Origin of the sequence: Nostoc sp., from assembly GCF_036917395.1 — a bacterium.
Lineage (GTDB): Bacteria > Cyanobacteriota > Cyanobacteriia > Cyanobacteriales > Nostocaceae > Nostoc.
Map to the genome: position 1 here is coordinate 81,894 of NZ_JBALDI010000078.1, position 18,361 is coordinate 100,254.

At 40.5% G+C, this 18,361-nt stretch carries 16 protein-coding genes and 3 pseudogenes; 11 read left to right on the top strand and 8 right to left on the bottom strand.

Going from position 1 to position 18,361, the window contains the following annotated elements; translation table 11 throughout:
* Positions 1-47: 47 nt before the first annotated feature.
* The 3 genes from V7K46_RS26825 to V7K46_RS26835 all read right to left on the bottom strand — a co-directional run bounded on the left by V7K46_RS26825 (position 48) and on the right by V7K46_RS26835 (position 1,589).
* Entirely contained in the window at positions 48-374 is a 327-nt protein-coding gene (locus V7K46_RS26825) for a hypothetical protein (RefSeq protein WP_335118607.1), read from the bottom strand.
* Positions 375-521: 147 nt separating this feature from the next.
* Positions 522-1,004, bottom strand: coding sequence for a hypothetical protein (locus V7K46_RS26830; RefSeq protein ID WP_335118609.1), 483 nt, complete (start codon positions 1,002-1,004; stop codon positions 522-524).
* 129 nt (positions 1,005-1,133) lie between these two features.
* Positions 1,134-1,589 carry a CAAD domain-containing protein gene (locus V7K46_RS26835; protein WP_335118611.1) on the bottom strand — a complete coding sequence of 152 codons (456 nt, stop codon included), beginning with the start codon at positions 1,587-1,589 and terminating at the stop codon, positions 1,134-1,136.
* A gap of 679 nt (positions 1,590-2,268) precedes the next feature.
* On the opposite strand from V7K46_RS26835, the gene V7K46_RS26840 reads away from it, so the two are divergent.
* From V7K46_RS26840 to V7K46_RS26850, 3 genes are all read left to right on the top strand, one after another.
* Positions 2,269-3,132 carry a DUF2382 domain-containing protein gene (locus tag V7K46_RS26840; protein ID WP_335118613.1) on the top strand — a complete coding sequence of 288 codons (864 nt, stop codon included), beginning with the start codon at positions 2,269-2,271 and terminating at the stop codon, positions 3,130-3,132.
* A 126-nt stretch (positions 3,133-3,258) separates the two neighbouring features.
* Positions 3,259-3,696 (top strand): hypothetical protein, encoded by a 438-nt coding sequence (locus V7K46_RS26845; RefSeq protein ID WP_335118615.1) that lies wholly within the window; start codon positions 3,259-3,261, stop codon positions 3,694-3,696.
* 68 nt (positions 3,697-3,764) lie between these two features.
* Complete coding sequence (locus V7K46_RS26850) at positions 3,765-4,286, top strand: hypothetical protein (RefSeq protein ID WP_335118617.1); 522 nt, start codon at positions 3,765-3,767, stop codon at positions 4,284-4,286.
* A gap of 135 nt (positions 4,287-4,421) precedes the next feature.
* Here V7K46_RS26850 and V7K46_RS26855 read toward each other — a convergent pair whose 3' ends face one another.
* Positions 4,422-5,447: a S66 peptidase family protein gene (locus V7K46_RS26855; protein WP_335118619.1), complete on the bottom strand. Its 1,026-nt coding sequence runs from the start codon at positions 5,445-5,447 to the stop codon at positions 4,422-4,424.
* A 192-nt stretch (positions 5,448-5,639) separates the two neighbouring features.
* Positions 5,640-8,081 carry a dynamin-like GTPase family protein gene (locus V7K46_RS26860; RefSeq protein WP_335118621.1) on the bottom strand — a complete coding sequence of 814 codons (2,442 nt, stop codon included), beginning with the start codon at positions 8,079-8,081 and terminating at the stop codon, positions 5,640-5,642.
* A 160-nt stretch (positions 8,082-8,241) separates the two neighbouring features.
* Here V7K46_RS26860 and V7K46_RS26865 point away from each other — a divergent pair, with 160 nt between their 5' ends.
* On the top strand, positions 8,242-8,448 hold the full coding sequence (locus V7K46_RS26865; protein ID WP_442939877.1) for a PPC domain-containing DNA-binding protein: 207 nt from the start codon (positions 8,242-8,244) through the stop codon (positions 8,446-8,448).
* Positions 8,449-8,578: 130 nt separating this feature from the next.
* On the top strand, positions 8,579-8,818 hold the full coding sequence (locus V7K46_RS26870) for a PCC domain-containing protein (RefSeq protein WP_335118812.1): 240 nt from the start codon (positions 8,579-8,581) through the stop codon (positions 8,816-8,818).
* On the opposite strand, the gene sppA is transcribed toward V7K46_RS26870, so the two are convergent.
* The 3 genes and pseudogenes from sppA to V7K46_RS26885 all read right to left on the bottom strand — a co-directional run.
* Positions 8,782-10,617: a signal peptide peptidase SppA gene (gene sppA / locus V7K46_RS26875; protein WP_335118623.1), complete on the bottom strand. Its 1,836-nt coding sequence runs from the start codon at positions 10,615-10,617 to the stop codon at positions 8,782-8,784. The genes V7K46_RS26870 and sppA overlap by 37 nt on opposite strands.
* 202 nt (positions 10,618-10,819) lie before the next feature.
* A complete protein-coding gene (gene fni / locus V7K46_RS26880; protein ID WP_335118625.1) occupies positions 10,820-11,869 on the bottom strand; it encodes a type 2 isopentenyl-diphosphate Delta-isomerase in 1,050 nt (349 codons plus the stop codon).
* Between the two features lie 108 nt (positions 11,870-11,977).
* Positions 11,978-12,156: pseudogene (locus V7K46_RS26885) on the bottom strand (ISKra4 family transposase); the annotation flags it as partial.
* A gap of 377 nt (positions 12,157-12,533) precedes the next feature.
* Between V7K46_RS26885 and V7K46_RS26890 the strand changes: the two are divergent.
* The 6 genes and pseudogenes from V7K46_RS26890 (at position 12,534) to V7K46_RS26915 (ending at position 18,360) form a co-directional block, all read left to right on the top strand.
* Complete coding sequence (locus tag V7K46_RS26890; RefSeq protein WP_335118627.1) at positions 12,534-13,562, top strand: D-alanine--D-alanine ligase family protein; 1,029 nt, start codon at positions 12,534-12,536, stop codon at positions 13,560-13,562.
* A 134-nt stretch (positions 13,563-13,696) separates the two neighbouring features.
* The gene (locus tag V7K46_RS26895) at positions 13,697-15,076 is read left to right on the top strand and encodes an ATP-grasp enzyme (RefSeq protein WP_335118629.1); all 1,380 of its coding nucleotides are present in this window, start codon (positions 13,697-13,699) and stop codon (positions 15,074-15,076) included.
* A 669-nt stretch (positions 15,077-15,745) separates the two neighbouring features.
* Positions 15,746-15,955, top strand: coding sequence for a hypothetical protein (locus tag V7K46_RS26900; protein ID WP_335118631.1), 210 nt, complete (start codon positions 15,746-15,748; stop codon positions 15,953-15,955).
* Between the two features lie 119 nt (positions 15,956-16,074).
* Complete coding sequence (locus tag V7K46_RS26905) at positions 16,075-17,403, top strand: ATP-grasp domain-containing protein (protein ID WP_335118633.1); 1,329 nt, start codon at positions 16,075-16,077, stop codon at positions 17,401-17,403.
* Positions 17,404-17,487: 84 nt separating this feature from the next.
* Positions 17,488-17,721, top strand: a pseudogene (locus V7K46_RS26910) (transposase); the annotation flags it as partial.
* A gap of 51 nt (positions 17,722-17,772) precedes the next feature.
* Positions 17,773-18,360, top strand: a pseudogene (locus V7K46_RS26915) (Uma2 family endonuclease).
* Position 18,361: the final 1 nt, after the last annotated feature.

The window sequence follows — 18,361 nt, forward strand, 5'->3', positions numbered from 1 at the left end:
ATTACAAATTATCAATTACGAATTGCAGCTTTGCTGCTTGATCGTTACTAACGGTACTGTTGGTCAGCGGGATCTCTATACGGGTCTTCGCTAGCTGGGTGGATATTACCATACTGCCCGGAATTTCCTTGATTGCCTCTTTGCATTAACTTTTTGACAGCTAGAGCCGCGATACCAGCGATCGCTCCCTTAGCTAATGGATTACTCATAATGTTACCACCTTGACCACCTGTAAAGCTCCCCGCAGCACCACTCATAATTTGACTGAGTATATCTGGTTGTTGCTGGTGAACCCGGCCTGTCGTTTGAGCAAGATAATTTGGGTCTTGAAAGCGATCGTCTATACCATCTTGGTTTAGATCGGGAAAATTCAAGTTTGAAGAGAGCGACCAAACTGCATCCGCTCTTGTGGTGACATCCGACTGAAGGCTTCTTGTGCAGATTCCTGATATATGGAAAAAAGTTTCTATTAATAAATAGAATGACGGTTAAACGCCATCTATTTATAATATGTACAAAAATTAATTTGTTGGAACAGTACCTTCACCCAAACCCCTTAAGTCTCGCCCTGTGGGACTGTTATTATATCCTTGAAAGTCCCGGTATTGTTGTGCCTCCTCCTGTGGAACACGAATGCCCTCTTGTGGCGCTGTTACCCAGACAGGGCGACGTTGAGCATCTCGATAGTAAACACGCCCATTCTTAGAAAGGTAGTATTTCCCCTGCGCTCCTGTTCCTTGGGCATTTTTTCGCTGATTGTAGAGGTAGAAAAGTCCAGCGGCTCCTGCCAATATTGCCACTTTCTGCCCTGTACTCAATCCCCTCCTAGCTTGGGGTTGATTTACGGGGGCGGGATTATTTAAATTTCTACCAACACTATCGTCAATTGGAGGTGGCGCAGCATTTCGGGAACCTCCGCCGCAGCTATTAAGCAGCGGGACTGTTAGCAATGTTGAAAGAAATACTGTTGTTGTCAGCGAAGCTAATCTATTTGTCTTGATCATACATTTTCTTTTCCTGCTAATTTAGCTGACGTGGTATAAGAGTCTACAGTTCTATACAATGCTCAAGTAAAAAGCCGAGTTTTACTTGACCGAAAGTTAAAGTACACTGGATTCGCCACTATACTTTAGTTAGCTTAAAGTCTGTGATTCTTCTGTGTCTAGAATTTGTTTTTTAAGCAAGCGAATTTCTGCTGTTAATTCTTGCCGAGTGGAATCTGTGAGCAAATAGCGGAAAGTAAACCAAATTGTGTAACCAAGTCCAATTAATTGGAGAAATTGAGAAACTAGTGGAATATCACTTATTGCGTTGAGTACCGCTAGAAAAATTCTTAGTGCCGTAACCGTTATCACAAGCAAAGCAAAGCTGATAATCGGTAGTTTGTATTCTTGGTAGAATCTACCTATGTACTCAGGTATTTTTGCCAAAAATATAGAAATCTGTTTACCAATTATTTGCCATTGTTCTTCATTTTTCGAGGCGGGTGGCAACATTGGCAGGTTTCCAGACTCTGAACCTTTAAGTGCTTTTATCTGGTTTTGGGAAACAGTATCGACATACTGCTGTTGCTCTAATTCTGTATCCATAATTATCTCCTGATTTTCTGCAATGAGAGCAGTTTTAAAGTTTACACTTAGCCACAATTTATCAATTTATGCAGCGCTTGTTTGCATCCCGATGATGAGTAAATACGCCTATAGCACGCTGATGTACACTTAAGTCCATTATTTTTCCTTATTGCTCCTTAGCAGCACAGGTAAATATTTGTTTGCAAATTTATTAGGACTTTAATAATATTTAGGCATTTTTAGATTTACTTATCATCAATCTTTTGGAATAAATTCTGTTTTCAACAAGAGTGATAGAGCAAGCATTACAACTTCAGGCAGTAAATCTTTAAGAATGTAAGGATATTTGATTTAAGTGTAAGGTATTAATAAACATATTAAACTAGCTAGTTTTGATGGTATGTATCGATTTAGCTAAATTTAGAATTAAAATCTACTGCTAGTAAGTAGTCACATAAATGCTAGAAACTAGTCACGAAAGTTATAAAGTTTTAGTTATAATCCATCTCATTGAGAGTAATACATCAATACTAAAAGCCTTATCCTATCTCATACTTTTGGGTTATAAAACTATATTTAATTACTTCGATTGATTAAATATTAAGATGATTGAAGTCAATCCTCGGACAGAAGATTTACCTAAACTAAATTGTGTAATTTATAAAAAAGACACAGCAAGATTTTAAGGAATAAAAGAATGCCACTCCAGAAAATAAGTGAATTTGATACAGACTACCATAATACTATTGAAGGCAATGACATCAAAGGAATGGGTGTGTATGTTCAAGGAACTGATGAGAAGATAGGCACAGTAAATGATGCTGTAGTAGACGACCAAGGAGAATTCCGCTATTTAATTGTTGACATCGGCTTTTGGATTTTTGGCAAAAAAGTCTTACTACCAGTAGGAAAATCGCGTATTGACTCTACAGCAAACCGTGTATATGTCGTTGGTATAACTAGAGAGCAAGCGGAAAATTTACCTGAATATCAAGAGCATACAACACTTGACTACGACTATGAAGAACAGGTGCGTGGAGGATATCGTACACCGTCTGTAGAAAGTTCAGCTGCGCTAGCATCGACAGTTGGCCGCACTACTCCAAGTCCTGACAACTATACCTACGCACACGACGCGGATCTGTATGATGTCAGCGCTCACGAAGACCAAACTTTCAAACTTTACCAAGAAAGGCTAGTTGCTAATAAACAGCGCCGAAAAAGCGGAGAAGTCTCGATTAGTAAGCATGTTGAAACCGAAACTGCAAGAGTTGCTGTTCCGGTGGAAAAAGAGCGAGTCGTGATTGAGCGAGTTACTCCTCAAGATGCAGGCAAAGTTGTGTCTGCTGAAGCGACTGACTTTGACGAGGGCGAGGTAGCGCATATAGACCTCTATGAAGAAGTTGCAGACATCCATAAGGAAGCTTTTTTGCGCGAAGAAGTCAAAGTGCAGAAAGTTGTAGACAAAGAAACCGTTGAAGCTCAAGAAACGATTCGACGCGAAGAATTAGATGTTAACACTGATGGAACTCGAATAGAGAATAAAACTGACCGGGGTTAACCTACTTAAACTACAAAGGTCATTGCATTTGAGTTAGTAAGAGTGGGTTTTCTACCTACTTCTACTCAAATACTTTCAGAAGATTGATATTGCAGAAAAGTCATTAGTTTAGATGAGGTGCTTAAATTGAAAATAATTCAACAGTTTCGTCGGGTTTTAACAGCTTTAGTATTGGTATTAGTAGTAACAACGACTGCCGCTTGTAGTGGTACTGTTCAAGCTAAACAACCAACTCAATTAACGCCTGGAATCAGTCAGAGTGCCGACTATGCCTTGTTGTCACGCGGTAACAGTGTACAGGGTCAAGATTTTGGGAACTGGGTTGTCGCTACAGCCAAGGGAATTGTCCAGGATGCTTATGTACGTGACAACAATAAGTTAGGTGTCGTGATTGCACCTCAAGTTCGTCCGACCGAAGTGCGACCATTAGCAAAATCCTTACTCCAAGGTTTTCACCAAAATTTCCCGAATCAAGACTTAAAAGTTTTGATGTATGCACCAGACAAAAAACTGATTTTGACGGCTCAGTATGATGTGCAATCTCAGCAAATTGACTATAAATAACGACTCACGATTTTAGGGAAACCTGAATTAATTCAAGTTGATTGTAAGTAGAAAAGGAGACATTTAAAATGAGCAGCAGTGACAAGTATAAACACGAAATCCTCAACGAGTTGGCTCACGGTAATATAGAGTCTTTAGATGATGTTTCATCTGATCCAACCAAGGAATACCAAAATTTTGATGATTTTGCTCAACGCTCATCCCACGAAGAACGTCGTCAATTATTTGGTCGGTCTTTCAACCATAACAGCATTCCTCCCAGCCAGATGGAGCCAGAATTGCAGAAGGCGATCGCTCAGATTAAGCCTAACGAACGGGATGATGTTGCACGGGCATTTTTCAAGCACTTAAAGCAAAGAGGTCTAGACGAGCGCCATCTAGAGAAAGACTTGGGACTTTCTACTCATAACCCTAACCATGTGAATGCAGATGACCTGAGCAAACTTGCATCTTTCACATATCATAGCCATCCTGATATCTTCCGAGAAGTGATGGCTGAACAACCAGCGCTGATTAAGTTTCTCAGTAATCCAGTGGTCGGAGCAGCTTTAGGAGCGATCGCCTCTAAATGGTTTGGTGGTCATAAGTAAGCATTCCCAAACTTGATACAATAGGCAAAAAGGCAGTGAAAGCCTTGATTTATCCGTAGGGGCAATTCATGAATTGCCCCTACATATTAGATAAAATGTGAGTCACTATTTTTATATTCTAACCTCCTGCCTCCTTCACACAAGGCTAACAGCCGCCTCTAACATTCGTATTGTTCCAAGTTCAGCATTTATTTCCACTTCTACACCGATTGGCAAGGTAAATTTATCCTTTATATGACCAATCATTGAACCGTACCAAGCAGGGATATTTAAAGGAAGTATGTGTTGTTGCAATACTTGCATTAATGTAAATGACGGTTCATCTCCAAGACTACATTTAGTGCATTGCCCAAAGATAAAGCCAGCAATTTGATTCAGTATTCCAGCAGTTTTTAATTGCGTCAGCATCCTATCTACACGATAAACATCCTCGCCAATTTCTTCCACAAACAGAATGCTTTTGTTCCAAGAAGGTAGGTAAGGTGAACCAACCATCGCTGATAGTACTGATAAGTTTCCACCTACAAGTTTACCCCTCGCCTTTCCCGGTGCTATTATCTCTACCCGCACTTCGCTAGGGTTGAGATTTTGCATAGTCACCGCTTCACCATTAAATAGGATGCGCTTGAAGTAATCCACTGTAAACTGATTCCAGGTAGAGGTAGCAACTGGCCCATGAAAAGTAATCATTTGACTACGGGCATTAATTGCTAACAATAGCGTTGTAATATCGCTGTACCCGATGAGAATTTTTGGATGGGAACGAATCAGCGAGTAGTTGAGTAGGGGTAAAATGCGATTACAACCCCAGCCACCGCGCATGGGAATAATTGCTTTTATGGTGCGATCGCTAAACATCAAGTTTATATCATCAGCGCGATCGGCATCTTTCCCCGCTAAATAGCCATAACGATCTAAAATATGTTTCCCTAGCTTGACTTTTAATCCTAACTGTGGAATGCATTGCTGCGCTGCTTCAATGTCTTTGACATCAACGATACCCGCAGGGGCGATTAATCCTATGGTATCGCCCACTTGGAGGCGGGGCGGCTTGCGGATGGTGTTTGGGGATAGCTTACCTTGGGCGGTAAGTGGTGATATTTGGGTGGCTAGGGTAGTTAGTCCACAGGTTGTGAGAAATTGCCGACGCTTGATAAGCATAACCATTAAGTTGGAGACTGGGGATTAGGAATAGTGACAAATTTTGCTGGAGACTCAAACCCAACCAAGAGTAGATTCGGTTTCGCAAGCCTAAATCATTCATCAAAAAGTTAGATCCCCGACTTCTTTAAGAAGTCGGGGATCTGAACACTGCGAATTTTCACACATCAAATAGGATTGTAATATCTAAAATTAAACCTCTTGTACCACATCTGAAATCACAAATCCATTATTAGCAAACTTAGCATCAGTGTCAAATAAATCACCAATTATAGGCAAAGAATGGTCAGATAATTGCATCGCATGTAAACAACTATTGATGCTAGAAGCTGCTGAATTATATCCGGCAATATTTTCTTCAAGAACACTCAATAATCGCCGATTATTCGCAATTTGTTCTTCAGCTTCTTGTTGCAGTGTTTTCTCTAAATAAGCACGCGCCTGTGGGTATTGCTGCAAAATTGCATCTGCTTGCTGATCTGCCATTGGTAACAACTGAGTTTTGAGTGTTTGGTTGATGGTTTGACGGAAAGATTTCCGAATAGTTTGAGAAACTTTTGGTTCAAAATCTAACTTCAATAATTGCCTAATTGCTGGTTCTGCTTCTACGATACTTTCAGCATCGTAACTTTGAGAAGTTTGTAATAAAGTCTGGCGAAATTGATATATAGAAAAAGTGCCTTCATCATAAAATCTCGGACTTTCTCGCACGAAGCGATCGCACTCTACGCTAGCTGCACTCAGCAGTGCTTGAGTAACTAGTTTTTCTAAAATTCTGATTTCTAGTTCAATTCCACCATCATTATCTAACAAGCGATACAACTGGCGATAATATTCTGACTTGCGAATCTTTTCAATCAACCGTTGAAAAAAATTGGCAATTACTTGCTGAGAAGATTCAACCAAAATATCTTCTAATTGATTTGCTAAGTAATAAAATGCCTCTACTAAAATAGCAATTAAAGGTGCCGTAGCATTGCGAGGATGACTAATTGTTGCACGTTGATAAGCAGAAGCTACAGAAAAAGTATCTAGCAATTCATCTAGACGGCGAATCATTCGTGATTGCAATTGCTTAAAATCTGCTTCAAAAGCATCACAGGAGTTATTAATTACATGGTTAACTTCTTCTGTGATATGCTCAATAAATTCTCTGCAAATTTGCTGTAGTTGCTGATTTAGACGTTGCAATTCTTGTGCCTTCATCGTCTCAATTTCTTGGGGCTGACTATCTAAATTACGTTGGGCACTTTGATAATTTTTTTTCAGTTTAATACAAACATCTCCCAAATCATTAGCAAGATTTTTAAATAATTGTGGACGCTTTTCTTCTGTAAGATAGCGAGTTATAGCTGTGCAAAATTCTTCAGTACCACTATCTTTAATTAGCTTTTCTATCAGTTCATTTCCCCAATCTCCCAGAATCCGCACATAATTTTGATTTGGGGTTTCAAAGCCGTTAACAGAGACATGAAATTTACTGGAAGACAGCTTTCCTGAATTTACACAGTAGTTGTTAAACGCATAGACAAATTGTGGTGTTTCTTCTTTACCATTTAAACCTTTAATACTTTCTGCAAAAACAGAATCTAAACCAAATCTATCTCGTTGGCTTGTCTGTTTAATTTGACTGCCGTAAAATCCTAATAATCCACTCGTTTTATAAACCTTGCTTGAATTACCAAATTGTCTACTAATTAAATCATCTAATCGCTGCCGTAGTTGGGTATTATACCAAGTTTCATCGATGCGGTTGAAGATATAGAAAACGCGATCGCGTACTCCCCCATTCTCCCGCATTAATTCCAAAAGTTCTGTTTCTTCTTTTGTCATATCACCCGCCGAAGCAGGTTTTAGCACACACACCACCGCTGAAGTATCAGGATGTTGAATTTTGGCATAAGTTAGTTGTGCATCTTTCTCCACTGGTGCATCTATACCCGGCGTGTCAATAATTACATTACCATCTTCTAGTAAAGGATGATTACAGTAATATTCTATCCGCTTCAATACTGCACTATTACTACCACGACGCGCATATCCAGCAGCTTCTTTAAGGTTAGAAAAGTGAAATTGCTCCATTGAATATGTAGCATTTTTAACCGTATTGATGCGATCGCGGTTGGCTATATATCCCTCTAGCAATAATATTAACGCCTTCGCCTGTTTTGCACGTTCTGATTTACTCTCACCACCTTCTTGGTGAATAATAGTTTCACAACCTTGACATAGCAACTTAATTACCTCAACTTTGTTAATATTAGTTACTGTCTTAAATCCTAGCTGTTGACACAAATAAACTGCTTGTTCCCGAATCTCTACTTCACTTAAAAACGTCAAAACAACACGTTCTTGATCTACTTCTGCATACTCGATTTTGCATTCTGTACCTGTAGCGTGTCCCTCTGCACTGTACAGTAATTCTCTCTCCAACAGTGCATTGATTAGCATTGATTTACCAGCACTAAATGCACCCGCAAACACAATCTCAAACTTGGGAGAAATCGCCTTACTTAGAGAAGTTTGTACAGGTGTAATATCTTGGGAACGTAGCGTGGGTTCTTGCTGTAAAAGTTGTAATATAGATTCAACCTGCTCTTTCAAATTTTGGCACTGAAGCGGTAAATCTGACATATTCAGCATCCTGATAATATTTATGTATATATTAATAATATTTATTGGGAGGATGGCTCAGTAAAATTTCTGATAAAATTAATGATGTTTAGTTGCTAGATATTACCTAAACAACTAATTAAAGACTATTGACTAATGAAAAGTTTTGCGATCAGATTAAATAAAACCGGATGACGATTTAAAACAAAGCTTAAAGAATTTTGTCAAACAGGAAGAGATCAAAGCAGGGTTTATATTAAGTGCCATTGGTAGCCTAGAAAAAGCAAAAATTAGCTTTGCTAATCAAGTCATTAGTACAGTATTAATCAAAAAATTTGAAATCATCACTCTCAATGGGACAACAGCAACTACAGTCAATACAGTTTAGTTAAGCCTAAAACTCAACTTTTGCATAGGTTGGGTTGAGGAACGAAACCCAACACTTCCGTGACTTTGTTGGGTTCTACTTCGTTCTACCCAACCTACAATTTTATTAAGTGAACCGTATTGTTACAAGTGTGCATTTGCAGATCGCTATCTTTGATCAAGAAGGCAAAACTATCGGTGGGCATCAGGGCGATGGATGCATTATCTACACAACTGCTGAAATAGTCATTGGTGCAAGTGAGGAATTTAACTTTACAGCAGAATTCAAATATTTGAACCACATCTGTCGTAGGGGCGCAAGGCCTTGCGCCCCTACTGATGCTCAAAAAAGTATCTACTCAATTTTCAAGTTGAAAGGCAAGCGGGCGTAAACCCCCTGTGGATCGTTCATCTTTTGTAGAATCTCTACTTCCTGTTGCAGTTTCTGGAATTCAGCGGTAAGGGGATTAGATGGTTTGAGTTGCGCCCCCTCAATTCCTAAAGCAGTCCGCGCCTCTTCAGTTGCACGCCCAAAAAACCGTTCTCCGAAGTTGTTAGTGCGAGGAAACTCTTGCACTTCCCAGTCTTCTCCTAGTTTCGCCTGCTTGGCAGCATATGCGATCGCAGTCTTCAAACCGCCAATTTCATCCACCAAACCAATTTCTTTGGCCGTCACACCCGACCAAACTCTTCCTTGGGCAATTTCTGCTACTTTTTGTTCTGGGAGTTTCCGACCTTGAGAAACTTTATTCAGAAACATATCATAAATGCGGTTAACACTGCGCTGATAAAGTGCCAACTCTTGGGGCGATTTCGGACGCGAAACTGTTTGACTATCAGCATAGCGTGCAGTTTTCACTGAATCCCAGGTGATGCCATTATCATTCGCCAGCTTTTGCCCATTGAATAGCAACCCAAATACACCTATTGAGCCTGTAATGGTATTTGGTTCAGCAAAAATGCGGTTAGAGTCGCTAGCAATCCAATAACCACCAGAGGCGGCGACATCACCCATTGAGACTACAACTGGTTTCGCTTCACGAGTTAATTTCACTTCTCGCTGCATCACTTCAGCTGCGGTAGCACTACCACCAGGACTATTAATCCGTAATACAACAGCCTTCACAGCCTTATCTTGTCGGAGTTTGTTGAAGATTTTGGCAAAGCGATCGCCTCCTATTTGCCCATCATCACCTTTACCATCGACAATCTCGCCCTCAGCATAAACAACGGCAATTTGATTTTTTGAGTTCCGTTCTACACCGAAAGATTTGCCGGAAACTTCTGCGTAGCTATTCAAGCTAATTTGTCGGAATGTTTTGTCGTCTTTATCACTATTTGTCAACTTTTTAAGGTCAGTCACAACTTCATCGGGGTATGCTACTCGATCAACTAAACCGCTAGTTTTGGCTTGTGTGGCTTCCAGTAGCGCCTGATTATCTGCGATCGCTTGCAACTGATTAGGTTCAATTTTCCGACTTGCGCCCACAGCAGTGCGCCACTCTCCCCAAACATCATCCAATAATTTCTGAGTTTGTTCCCGGTTTTCTGGACTCAATTTTGTGAGGATAAACGGTTCAACAGCTCCTTTAAATTTCCCCACCCGCACAACTTGCACACCAATGCCATATTTCTGCAATCCTCCTGCTAAAAACATCGATTGTGAACTCAAACCGTTGACTTCCATCATTCCCAGAGGATTAAGTACAATGGAATCTGCCACTGAACTGACGTAATATTCCTTTTTACTCCAATCACTGCCATAGGCCACAATCTTTTTCCCAGCAGCGCGAAACTCCTCCAACGCTTTCCGAATTTCTTTAAGGGAGGCATAGCCGACATTACTAACTTGGCTTGTGCTAGTTGCATCCAGGTAGATCCCGACAATTCGTGGATCGCGCCGCGCCTTTTCCAAAGTTTCCACAACTTTGCGGAGTGATATCCTTTCGTCATCCACACCTGATATTGTGTTTTGAAACAGTTCGCCTGAACTAGGTTCGCTATCAGTAATTTTCATCGACAAGTCAAAAACCAGCACTGACTTATCTTTCACATATGGTCCACTATCTTTAGAGGAGGTAGCAGCCATTATTAGCAAGAACAGTCCAGTGGTTCCTAGACCACCGAAAATAATTAGTCCTAGTAAAGTGCCAACTAAACTAGCAAAAGTTTGTTTGATAAAATTACGCATTAGTTATTAGTTATTGGGCATTGGGCATTGGGCATTGGGCATTGGGCATTGGGCATTGGGCATTGGGGAGCCAGCGCTGTGGTATTAGCGTTAGCTAGTCATCGATGCCAAGCGGTAGTGACGTAGGAACGTCAGCAGTCTAGTCTTCTCACGAATGGGAGAAGACCGCGCTGGCTCCCCAATGCCCAATGACCTACTTAATTTATTCTATGCGCTGTAAACTGCCAGAGTGCTTTAACTGATACAAGGTGGCGTTGCCAGTGCAAAATAAGACTGTGGTGATTTCAGCGATTAATACTTCAGCGAGTTCCGCTACTGCTGTTTCAGATGTTGCTGCTGCTTGCAAAAAAGGCATTGCTAAACCAGCTATATCTGCTCCCAAGGCGATCGCTGCTGCAACATCCAATCCATGACGCAAACCTCCCGAAGCAATTAAGGGGACATCTGGAGCGATCGCTCTAATAGTTGTAATGCACTCTGCCGTCGGTAAACCCCAATCGGCAAAAGTTCTCCCTAAGCGACGTTGCAAGGGATTTTCTGCCCGTTCACTTTCTACTTTTGCCCAAGAAGTACCCCCCGCACCCGCCACATCAATTGCTGCTACCCCTGCGGCGATCAGTTTCTCGGCGATCGCTGCTGAAATGCCGTTACCAACTTCCTTCGCAATCACTGGTACTGGCATTTTACTGCATAATTTAGATATTTTGTCAAGCAAACCCCGAAAATTAGTATCACCTTTGGGTTGAATGCACTCTTGTAGAGGGTTAATATGTAAAATCAGGGCATCAGCCTCTAAGATATCAACTACCCGCAAACATTCATCTAAGCCGTACTTATAGTTAAGTTGCACAGCGCCCAAGTTCGCAAATAGCAGAACATCGGGGGCATACTTGCGGACAGCAAAAGTATCAGCCACCTGGGGTTTTTCCACCGCTACCCGTTGGGAACCAACACCCATTGCAATTTTGTAGTGTTGCGCGACTTCGGCCAAACGTTGGTTAATGATTGCGGCTTGTTCTGTTCCGCCAGTCATGGAAGAAATTAACAAGGGTGCGCCAAGGTGTTTCCCCAGGAAGGTTGTACTGATATCAATATCGTTGGGGTTTAGTTCGGGTAAGCAAGAATGGGTGAAGCGATAGCGTTCTAGTCCATTGGTGATTTGATCACACTGAACATCCTCCTCTAAACAGATCCGAATGTGATCGGCTTTGCGATTCTGAGTTTGTGCAGAGATATTGGTAGGGGCGTTCACTGGTGGGTATGGCTAAAAGTATTTGCGATCGCTATTGTTACATTGTCTGCAATCGTCTTTTTACAACAAAAATATTTATTTTCGCTATCTTTAGTCAATTGTCAAACGATGTCGCTCAAGATAAGTACAGAAATTCTTCGCCTGCTTACCCAAAATATCGGTAAACAAAGCTTGGGCTGCCTCCGCTTGCCCCTGCCACAATAAGGTTTCGGCTTTTTTGAGCCGTTTGACGGAATCACCAACAATGCAAGAGATTTTCTTTATCGTTGAAACCAGTCTAAAATTTCCCACCAATGGAAAGGCGATGTCTACGACGGGCAACTCTTCGAGACACGCAAGGAACGCCTACGCAAATTCTTTGACTAAATTCCATACTCTCTGAACTTTATTAATAATCAATAGTTGCATGTGCTAACTATTGATTATGAACAGAGTTTTATATCTGATTTGTTTAGCAGTTTCGCACTCTGACTAATCCAAACTCCAGTAACGACTGATGATTATTCAGTTTAAAAATACATTTATATTGTAAAATAGCGATGCAATTTACCTATTACTCTTGTTTTTAGAGTTTCCGATTCCATTTTCAAAATCTTCTCACATCAAGTTATTTTTTACAATCGCAGTTGTTATATAAAATATAATAGTAACTAGAAGATGAATCATGGCAATACTTCGTATCCTTCATTTAGCTGGGTCTGCATACAATGATTTTTATTGTGAATTGTCACGTAATTACGCCCTAAGCTGTATAATGGCTACAGCAGATTCATCGCTCTATGACTTTCTGATTGCATACATCACACCTGATGGTCAGTGGCGATTTCCTTCCTCTCTCAGTCTTGAAGATATTGCTGTCGCCAAACCGGTTTCTCTGTTAGATGCCATACAGTTTATAACAGCGCAAAACATTGACGTTATGTTGCCACAAATGTTTTGTCTCCCTGGAATGACTGAGTACCGGGCACTATTCGACCTGCTTAAGATCCCTTACATAGGCAATACTGCGGATGTCATGGCATTAACGGCTCACAAAGCCAGAACCAAAGCAATTGTGGCAGCAGCAGGGGTGAAAGTACCTTTTGGAGAACTGCTCCGCCAAGGAGACGTTCCGACAATTACACCTCCAGTAGTCATCAAACCTGCAAATGCTGACAACTCTTTAGGGGTGTCCTTAGTCAAAGAAAAGAGTGAGTATGACGCTGCCTTGAAGAAAGCATTTGAATTTGCTGATGAGGTGATTGTAGAAACATTCATTGAAGCCGGTCGAGAAGTCAGATGCGGTGCCATTGTCAAAGATGGGGAGCTAATCGGTTTACCCCTTGAAGAGTATCAGATAGACCCTCAAAACAGACCAATCCGCAGCTATACTGACAAATTCAAAATACCCATCGAGGGCGACTTGGCTTCAACTGCTAAAAATTATGTCCCAGGTTGGATTGTAGATATTAATGACCCGATCACCCAAAAGGTTCAGGAAGAAGTTAAAAAGTGTCATTTGGCTTTGGGCTGTCGCCATTATAGTTTATTTGACTTCCGGATCGACCCACAGGGACAACCTTGGTTCTTAGAAGCGGGGCTGTTTTGTATTTTTGACCACAATGCGGTGATTTCCTGTACGGCGAACAAAGTGGGAATTCCTTTAAATGAGTTATTTCCGATGATGATCAATCAAGCGTTGAGCATAAACTGATGTCCGGCAAATCACCTTATTAGCTTTCTTCTAACTTGGAAGAAGCTAATAAGCATTTAATGCAACATATTGCTTATTTCCTTTATTTTTATCTAGCCATGCCACTTAATCACTAACTTGTCACAATTACAACTATGAGAGAGCAGATTTTTGCAATATTCCAAAACTTGGGCACTCTTGCATTACTGGCGATCGCATTTCCCTTTAACTGCACCGTCGTACTCGCATCGTTACTGTGGAATTTTTTCAGCCGACCGTTCAGCAAACAAGTGGTTTTGAACGAGAATCCGAAAAATATCTTGATCGGTGGCGGTAGAATGACCAAAACCCTTCAGCTAGCGCGATCATTTCATGCTGCTGGGCATCGAGTCATTTTATTTGATCTCCACCAATACTGGTTCAGTGGTTATCGATTTTCCAACTCTGTGGCTGGCTTTTACACAGTTCCTGACTCGCAAGAAGACAAAGACGGCTATACTCAAGCCGTGCGGGCGATCGCTAAAAAAGAAAACATAGACTTTTTTGTGCCGGTAGGCATTTTTGCTGCCAGCTACTTTGACTCTGAGCGCAAGCCAGTGTTATCAGGCTATTGCGAGAATTTTCACTTCGATGCTGATACAATGAAGATGCTGGATAACAAGTTTACCTTTGCAGAAATTGCCCGCTCACTCTCGCTATCTGTCCCGAAAACCTTCCTAATTACAGATCCCGAACAAGTTCTTAAATTCGACTTTGCCAACGAAAAGCGCAAATACATTCTCAAAACTATTGTCTATGACTCTGTTTTACGCTTGGATCTGACTAAGCTACCAATGGAGTCTCCCGAAAAAATGGCGCTTCATGTTAAAAGTAAGCCAATTAGTCAAGATACCCCTTGGATATTGCAAGAGTTTATTCCCGGAACAGAATATTGTACTCACAGTACAGTGAGAAACGGTGAATTAACGGTACACTGCTGCTGCGAATCATCTGCTTTTCAAGTCAATTACGAAAACGTTGATCACCCAGAAATTCAGGAGTGGGTGAGTCATTTTGTCAAAGAATTACAACTAACTGGACAACTTTCTTTTGACTTTATTCAGGCGGAAGATGGAACAATTTATGCGATCGAGTGCAACGCTCGCGCTCACTCGGCGATTACAATGTATTACAACCATCCAGGTTTAGCGGATGCCTATCTCAATCAAGAACCTCCGGCTGAACCTCTGCAACCCCTGAGTGATAGTAAGCCTACTTATTGGCTTTATCACGAACTTTGGAGACTTAATGAAATTAGATCGTTTAAGCAGTTGCAAAAGTGGTTTCAAAATATTTTGCGAGGAAAAGATGCAATCTTTGAAGTTAACGACCCACTACCGTTCTTAATGGTACATCACTGGCACTTTCCTTTATTGTTACTCGATAGTTTGCGCTCCTTAAAAACTTGGGTGAGGATTGATTTTTGCATCGGGAAACTCATCCAGTTTGGAGAAGACGTAAAATATAAAACCTCTACCTCTGCAACCCCTAAGTAATAGTAAGCCTAGTTATCGGCTTAGTCACGAATAGAGATTTAATATACCTGTCCTAAAATTAAATTTGCGTAAAGATAGAATATAAAATTTTATCTTTATAAATACTAATATTTACCGGATATAGTTTCTGCGGATTGTACAGCATAATAAATCATGTTCCCGCTCAAAATTTAAAAATCCTATTTTTTCTCTCTAAACTATCATCAACTATGCCAAACCCTTATTGCTACGTTGAATGAAGACATATAGTCAAACTTTAAAACCCTTGTACAGACTGAGTTTTAAAATTCTGGACAAGTCTAATGAAATTAGCTCGTTAAAGCAGTTGCAATTATTGATTTAAAAATATTTTGCGAGTAAAGGATGCAATCTTTGAAGTTAACAACCTACTACCGTTATTAATGGTACATAATTAGCACATTCCTTTACTATTACTCGATAATTTGCGCCCGTTACAAGGTTGGGTAAGGATTGATTTCAACATCGGGAAACTCGTGCAGTTTGGAGAATGAGTTTGCTTGCCATCTTTCGCTTTGCTCCCCAGGTTAAATACCATTCGATAAAGCAAACTAAAGAGTGTTCATCCCAGATTGCTTGGAATGCGCTCGGAAATGCTGTATTTTTAATAATGAGGTAAATGTTGCATTTTGAAAGCATAACAGCATCACTATGTCAATTCATCTGGTCACGCTCGCCAACGACAATTTGTTGGCTTTTCTTGGATTCATCTGTGTGGACAACACATTGCTTCAAGGGCAAGTTTACTTGCGCTTAGAGGAGCGATCCAAAAATGGAGAGGCGATCGCTTATTGCAATCGCATCGTCAAAGATGATTCCCAGTACCATGTAAGTGTTCGCTGTCAATTCGAGACGGCTTGACGATCATATATACAAGTGTAGGAAAGCATGGAAGTAAGAGCAGGCTTGTATCTGCTTGTCTCCTTAACCTTTTTTGATCCACCAGCGAATGATTCCACTATTATGTAACAATTATAATTATGAGAAAGCATATTTTTGTAGTGTTCCAAAACTTGGGCACTCTTGTATTACTAGCGATCGCATTTCCCTTAAACTGCATCGTCGTCTTAACATCGCTACTGTGGAACTTTCTTAAGCAACCATTCAGTAAGTCAACTGTTGTTAACCCCAATTCCAAAAATATCTTGATTGCTGGCGCTAGAATGACTAAAACCCTTCAGCTAGCGCGTTCATTTCATGCAGCAGGGCATCGGGTTATTATAATTGACATTGAGAAATTCTGGTCAAGTGGTAATAAATATTCCAACTCTGTTGCAGGCTTTTATACCGTTCCTGATCCCAGCAAAGACTTAGAAGGCTACATTGAAACCCTACACGCGATCGCCAAAAAAGAAAAGATCGACTTTTTTATTCCGGTAGCGATTTTTTCTGTCATCCACTATGATCGCGGCAAGCCACCATTACCAGACTGTGTAGAGTTTTTCCACTTCGATGCTGATGTCACAAAGCTCCTGGATGACAAGTTTGCCTTTGCTGAAACAGCGCGATCGTTCGGTTTATCTGTCCCCAAATCCTTCAAAATTACCGATCCCGAACAAGTCATCAACTTTGACTTTTCTCAGGAGAAGTGCAAATACATTCTTAAAAGCATCCCCTACGATCAAATACGTCGCTTGAATCTCACCAAATTACCTTGCGATACACAAGCAGAAACAGCAGCATTTGTCAACAGTCTGCCCATGAGTGAGGAGAATCCTTGGATTATGCAGGAATTCATCCCTGGAAAGGAATACTGCACTCATACTACAGCGCGAGATGGAGAATCAAGAATGTACTGCTGCTGTAAGTCATCCGCCTTTCAAGTCAACTACGAAAACGTTGATCAGCGAGAAATTATGCAATGGGCGAGTCATTTTACCAAAGAACTGGGAAAAACTGGGCAACTTTCCTTTGACTTCATCCAGGCAGAAGACGGAACTGTTTACGCAATTGAGTGTAATCCCCGGACTCACTCCGCCATTACTATGTTTTACAATCATCCAGGAGTAGCGGATGCCTATCTTGGTAATGAGCCTCTGGCTGAATCTTTGCAGCCTCTTGGTGATAGTAAGCCAACCTATTGGCTGTACCACGAAGTTTGGCGGCTGAATGAGATTAGATCGTTTAAGCAACTGCAAACCTGGGTAAGAAACATCAGGCGGGGGAAAGAAGCAATTTTTGAGGTGGGCGATCCCTTACCCTTCCTGATAGTACATCATTGGCAGATTCCCTTACTGATTCTCGACAATTTACGAAGACTCAAAGGTTGGATAAGAATAGACTTTAATATGGGCGAACTTATAGAGTGATACCAATCCGCATTCTAAAACGTAATATTGGTAAAATGAAAAACTAGAGCAGTAATTGCCAGTAATGGTTTCTCAGTAGCAGGTATTGACAGAAGCATTCCTAATTTTGTATTAGAATTTGTACCCACATATAGTCATGATTACAACATCATCGAATTAGTCTGGTATTCATGTAAGGAATACATTGCTCATTGTCTATTTCAATTATTAGATGAGTTGAAGTATTTACTAGATAAGCTATTGAATCAGGATGAGTTAGTCATTAAGTGGCATAGGAAAATCAAAAAAAAGGGAAATAGAGACTATGTTGCAATTTAAATACCGACTAGCTTAACATAGTCATCTCCCCATTTTATGAGGTTAATTAATATGGTTTTACAAACAGAAAAACGCTACTACACCCCAGAAGAATATTTGGAATTAGAAGAGAAGGCTGAATATAAAAATGAATACAGAGACGGAGAAATTATACCTGTGACAGGAGGAACAACCAACCACAATAAAATTGCACTTAATTTTTGTAGAAAATTTCCCCTGACAGTGTAAGATCAAGCTTATGACATATATATAGGCGATGTTAAATTATCAATACCTCGTTATCGCCTTTATACTTATCCTGATGTTATAGTCATCAAAGGTAAGCCTATTTATGAGGGAACAGGTACAACAACTATTACTAATCCCTTGTTAATTGTTGAAGTCTTATCAAATTCAACTAAGAATTATGACAAAACAGATAAGTTTAAATATTATCGTTCAATTCCTGGTTTTCAGGAATATATTATGATTGACCAGTATAGTTTTGCTGTGGAACAATTTGCCAAGCAAGCAGAGGGTCAATGGATTTTTAAGGAATATGAAGGTGAAGAGGCAGTTTTAGTCCTAGATTCTATCGATTTTCAAATTGCCTTGCGTGATATTTATGAACGGGTTGATTTTGAGTTGATTGAGGAATAAA